Annotated in this window: 1 protein-coding gene; it reads left to right on the plus strand. The window is 62.3% G+C overall.

Annotated elements, in window-relative coordinates:
- A partial coding sequence (locus tag Q7O77_RS13945) for a non-ribosomal peptide synthetase (protein ID WP_304168426.1) occupies positions 1–5662 on the plus strand: 5662 nt, incomplete at both ends.

Raw genomic sequence — 5662 nt, forward strand, 5'->3', positions numbered from 1 at the left:
CGAGTGCGTTTAGACGTTTCGTCCCTTGACGTCACTCAGTCCCCGGACGTGGCATCGTCCTGGCATTTTCCCATCCTCGACTTTCGTCAGGAAAGCGCGCCGCTGGAGAAGGCGAAGCAGTGGATGGAAACGGCCTGCAACACGCCTTTTGACCTGGAGCAGGGACCGCTCTTTTCGTTTGCGCTGATTCAGATAACGTCGGAATATTTTCTCTTTTACCAGTGTCACCATCACATCGTCATGGATGGCTATAGCGTATCACTGTTTATTCAACGGGTTGCGGACCGCTACGCCGCGTTCTCGGTTGGGACGTTGGTGCCTGACGACGTCTTTGTCGGGCTTGCTCAGGCACAGAAGATTGAGCGCGACTATGAGGTTTCACCCCGCGCGAGTCACGATCGGGAATATTGGCTGAAGCAGTTGGCGAATTGCCCGGATCCGGTGAGTGTATCCGGGCAGCAGGCCCGGTGTGTGAAGATATTGCGTCGGCAGCAATATCTTCCTGAGCAGACTCATCGGCTTCTTCGTCGTGTGGCGGAGCAGCGAAAAGCGGCGTTGCCTGAAGTATTAATCTCGCTGGTCGCGCTGTACTTACACCGGATCACCGGGCAAGAAGATCTGCTGCTGGGAATGCCTATGACGGCTCGCGTCGGCAAAGCGTTGCGCCGTTACCCCGGTATGGTCAGCAATGTGCTGCCGTTGCGGTTGAATGTGAGTCCGACCACCACCTTGTCCTCCGGGCTCCAACAAACAAAACGCGCCGTGTTCCAAGTCTCACGACATCAGCGTTACCGCTACGAAACGTTGAAGGCCGACTTGGGGATGGCCGCCGGACGTGAAACGCTGTTTTCTACGCTAATCAATATCCTGCCTTGCCATAACGATTCGCTGTGTTTTGAGGGCGCTAGAGCCAGAGTTCACAATCTCTTACTGGGACCGGTAGACGATCTCTCCATCACGCTATTCGACCGAGGGGAAAGTGAGGGCATCGAGCTGTGCCTGAACGCCAACGCTGCGCTTTATCATGAGCGAGAGTTGCAATGGCATCTGCGTCGCCTAAGTCACTTTTTCACTGCCGCCGCGAGTGAACCAGACCGTCCCGCCGGAGAGCTGGCGCTGCGAGATCCTGAAGAACGGGCCTTGATGCAGCAATGGCATTCGCCCCCCGCACCCGCGCCGTCCTCTCCACTCTGCCTCCATGAGTTGTTCGAACAGCAGGCCGACACCCGGCCGCAGGCCGTGGCGGTGAGCGCCGAGGGGCGTTCGCTGAGCTACGGCGAACTGAACCGCCGCGCTAACCAGCTGGCTCGCGAGTTGATAGAGCAGGGCGTGCAGCCCGACAGCCGGGTGGCGATTGCGCTGCCGCGCGGCAGCGAGCTTATCGTCGCCATTCTGGCGGTCCTCAAGGCCGGAGCGGGCTATGTGCCGCTGGACCCCGGCTATCCGCAGGCGCGTTTGCAATACATGCTGAAGGACAGCGCGCCTGAGGTGTTGCTGACCTGTCGTAGCAGTCTACCATCGCTGGGCGATCTGCCGCCGACGTTGTCGCAGGTGGTGCTGGACGGCGACGCGCGTCCCTGGACGCATTATTCGGATGAGAATATCCCTGCCGCCACGCTGGGCCTGACGCCGCATCATCTGGCCTACATCATCTACACCTCCGGCTCGACCGGTCAACCCAAAGGCGTGATGGTTGAACACCGCAATGTCACCCGCCTGCTGAGTTCAACGCAGGCACTGTTCGATTTCGACCACCATGATATCTGGACGCTGTTCCACTCGTACGCGTTTGATTTCTCGGTGTGGGAAATCTGGGGCGCACTGCTGCACGGCGGACGTCTGGTGGTAGTGCCGCAGTCAGTGACGCGTTCGCCGCAGGCGTTATACCAGCTGGTGTGCCGGGAAGGCGTGACGGTGTTAAACCAGACGCCGGGGGTATTCCGCCAGCTGACGGCGGCGCAGGCGGACAGCCATGAGACGCACGCGCTGCGCTACGTGATTTTCGGCGGAGAGGCGCTGGACGTGGCGGCGCTGGCGCCGTGGTATCAGCAGAACCCGGAGGCGGAAACGCAGCTGGTGAACATGTACGGCATCACCGAAACGACGGTGCACGTGACGCACTGTCCGCTGTCGGCGGGGATGCCTGCGGGTAAAAGCCCGATAGGCAAGCCGCTGCCGGACCTGCGGTTATACCTGCTGGATAGTCATGGCGAGCCGGTGCCGCTGGGCGTGACGGGCGAACTGTACGTCAGCGGAGCCGGGGTGACGCGTGGCTACCTGAATCAGCCCGCGCTGACGGAAGCGCGATTCCCGCTCGACCCGTTCTGCGGGGAGTCTGGCGCGCGGATGTACCGCACCGGCGATCTGGGGCGCTGGCGGGAAGACGGCACGGTGGAGTATCTCGGCCGTAATGATTTTCAGGTCAAAATCCGGGGTTTTCGTATCGAACTGGGGGAGATCGAATCTGCGCTGCAAGCCTGCGACGGTGTAAAACACGCCGTGGTGACGGCCATGAGCACGAAAACGCAGGATAAGCAGCTGGTCGCCTACTACGTGGCGGAGTCGCGCGGACAGGTTCTGGCGACAGATGCGCTCAAGGCTCAGCTCGGTAAGGATTTACCGGCCTTTATGGTACCGGCGGCGTATGTGGCGTTGGACGCGGTGCCGCTGACGTCGAACGGCAAAGTGGATCGCCGCTCGCTTCCCGCCCCGGATCGGGATGCCTTCGAACATCAGGAGTATGAAGCGCCGCAAGGCGACACGGAAACGACGCTGGCGGCGATCTGGCGCTCCGTGTTGGGCGTCGCGCAGGTCGGGCGCCATGACAGTTTCTTTGCGCTGGGAGGACATTCGCTGCTGGCGGTGCAGCTGATTTCCCGCGTGCGTAGCGAACTGCAGCGGGAACTGCCGGTCGCGGCCGTGTTTGAATCTCCGGTGTTGCATGAACTGGCGGCTTTGCTAGACCTCGCGCCGACCGGGCGTTTGCCCGACATAGTACCGGTGGCGGAGGGCATTCACCCTCCGCTGTCTCTGGCTCAGCAACGGTTATGGTTTCTCTCGCGAATGGATGAAACCGCGCGGGCGGCTTACGTCATCTCATTCACGATCCAGATTCAGGGGGAGCTTGATGTCGCGGCGTTAACGCAGGCGCTCGATCGCATCGTGGCGCGTCACGCCGCGCTGCGCACCCGCATTGCCGAGCGTGACGGTACGCCGGTGCAGGTGATCGCCTCGGAAGGGAGTGGGTTCCCGCTTCGACGAATAACGGCAGACGATCCGACGGCCTCTGAACGGGGCACGGAAGCATTGGCGCACGGCGAATTAACGGTGGTCGGCCCACAGTCGTACCGCCTGCGGCTGTCGTTTCATCACCTAGTCGCCGACGGTTGGTCGGTCGGCATTTTCCTTCAGGAGCTGCAAAGTCTGTACGCCGCGTTCCGTCACGGAAACGGCGATCCATTGCCGCCGCTGGCGATCCAATTCGGTGACTACGCGGCCTGGCAGCAGCAACATATGCGGGGCGATGTTTTGCAAGCCCAGCAGGCTTATTGGGCGCAGCAACTGCGTGGGATCCCGGACTGTCTGACGCTACCGAGCGACAGGCCGCGTCAGGCGATGCAGGACTATCGCGGCGCCAGCGTGGACATCGAGCTGGATACGTCGCTGACGCAGGCGCTGAAGTCGCTCAGTCAGCATCACGGCGCGACGCTGTTTATGCTGCTGTTGGCGGGCTGGTCAGCGCTGATGAGCCGCTTGTCCGGCCAGGAGGATGTCGTGATCGGCAGCCCGGTGGCCGGGCGCGATCGTCAAGAGCTGGAGCCGCTGATCGGTATGTTCGTCAACACGCTGGCGCTGCGCGTCGATTTGTCGGAACAGCCGGATACCCTCGCGCTGCTCGCGCAGGTGAAAGCGACGACGCTGGCGGCGCAGGGACATCCGGATATTCCATTCGAGCAGGTGGTGGAGATGCTGGCGCCCGCTCGCAGTCTGGCTCACAGCCCGGTATTTCAGGTCATGCTGGCGTTGCAGAATACGCCGGACATTGCGTTTGCGCTGCCGGGGCTGGAGACATCCCTGCTGAATGAGGCCGTGGAGACGGCCCAATTCGATCTTAGCCTGGATCTCCGTGAGGTCGGCGGTCGGATCAAAGGGCGACTCTACTATGCCACCGCACTGTTTGATGCCGCGACGGCCCAGCGCTATGTGGACTACTGGCATGCGCTGTTGCGGGGCATGACGGCCGATCCGCATCAGCCGGTGCAGACGTTGCCGCTGTTGCCCGATGCCGAGCGTCGCCAACTGCTGTTCGGCTTCAACGCTACGCGGGCCGACTATCCGGTCGGCGATGCCCTGCATTTGCTCTTTGAGGGGCAGGCGGATCGACAGCCGGACGCGACGGCGGTGGAGTGCGACGGAGAGCGACTGAGCTATGGCGAACTGAACCGGCGCGCTAATCAGCTGGCCCATGGGCTGCTCGAACAGGGCGTTCGCCCAAATGGCCGGGTGGCGATCGTGCTGGAGCGAGGTTGCGATCTGATCATCGCGATGCTGGCAACGCTCAAGGCCGGGGGCGGCTATGTGCCGATTGACCCGGCGACGCCGACCGAACGTCTGGCCTATCTGCTGGAAGACAGCGGGCCGCAGGCGATCATCACCGGCCATACGCTGTGCAGCCGACTCGGCGAACGGGCGCGGGATCCTCGTACGCTGGTCATTGACGGCGATGCGCGCCCGTGGATGCACTGCCCGCAGGAAAATATTCCCCTTGCGGCGCTTGGGTTGACGCCGCGTCATCTGGCGTATCTCATTTACACCTCGGGTTCGACAGGGCGTCCGAAAGGCGTCATGGTCGAGCATCGCAATATCATCAATCTGGTGCATTGGCACTGCGCGGCGTTTGCCCTCCGGCCATGGGACTGCGTCTCCAGTCTGGCGGGACTGGGGTTTGACGCGGCGGCGTGGGAAATCTGGCCCGCGCTGTCGGTAGGCGCACGGTTGTTATTGCCGTCGCCGGCGATCTCCCGCGATCCGGACCAGCTGCTGACGTGGTGGAGCGCGCAGCCGCTTGACGTGAGTTTTCTGCCGACGCCGGTCGCCGAGCTGGCGTTTGTGCGCGAGGTGGCGCCTGCCACGCTGCGCACGCTGCTGGTCGGCGGCGATCGTCTGAACCGCCAGCCGTACGCCGGGGCGCGCTTCACCCTGATAAACAACTACGGTCCGACCGAAAATACCGTGGTGGCGACCTCCGGAGAAATCAGCGCCGATGAAGCGTTGCTGCACATTGGTTGTCCTATCGCTAACACCCAAACCTATATTCTGGATGCGCAGATGCAGCCGGTCCCGGTGGGAGTGTGCGGTGAGCTGTATATCGGCGGCGCACAGGTGGCGCGAGGCTATCTCAACCGGCCGGAGCTCACCGCTGAGCGCTTCCTTCCCGATCCATTTTCCCCCGAAGCGCATGCGCGGCTGTACCGTACCGGTGATTTGGGGCGCTGGCGTGCGAATGGCACGATCGAGTTTCTGGGACGCAGCGATTTTCAGGTCAAGATCCGCGGTTTTCGTATTGAACTGGGCGAGATCGAAGACGCGTTGCTGCACTGTGACGGCATCCAGCAAGCCGTGGTCGTCGCGCAGGCGGCGACCGCTCAGGAGAAACGGCTGG

Source organism: Lonsdalea britannica, from assembly GCF_946477055.1.
Classification (GTDB): Bacteria; Pseudomonadota; Gammaproteobacteria; order Enterobacterales; family Enterobacteriaceae; genus Lonsdalea; species Lonsdalea britannica_A.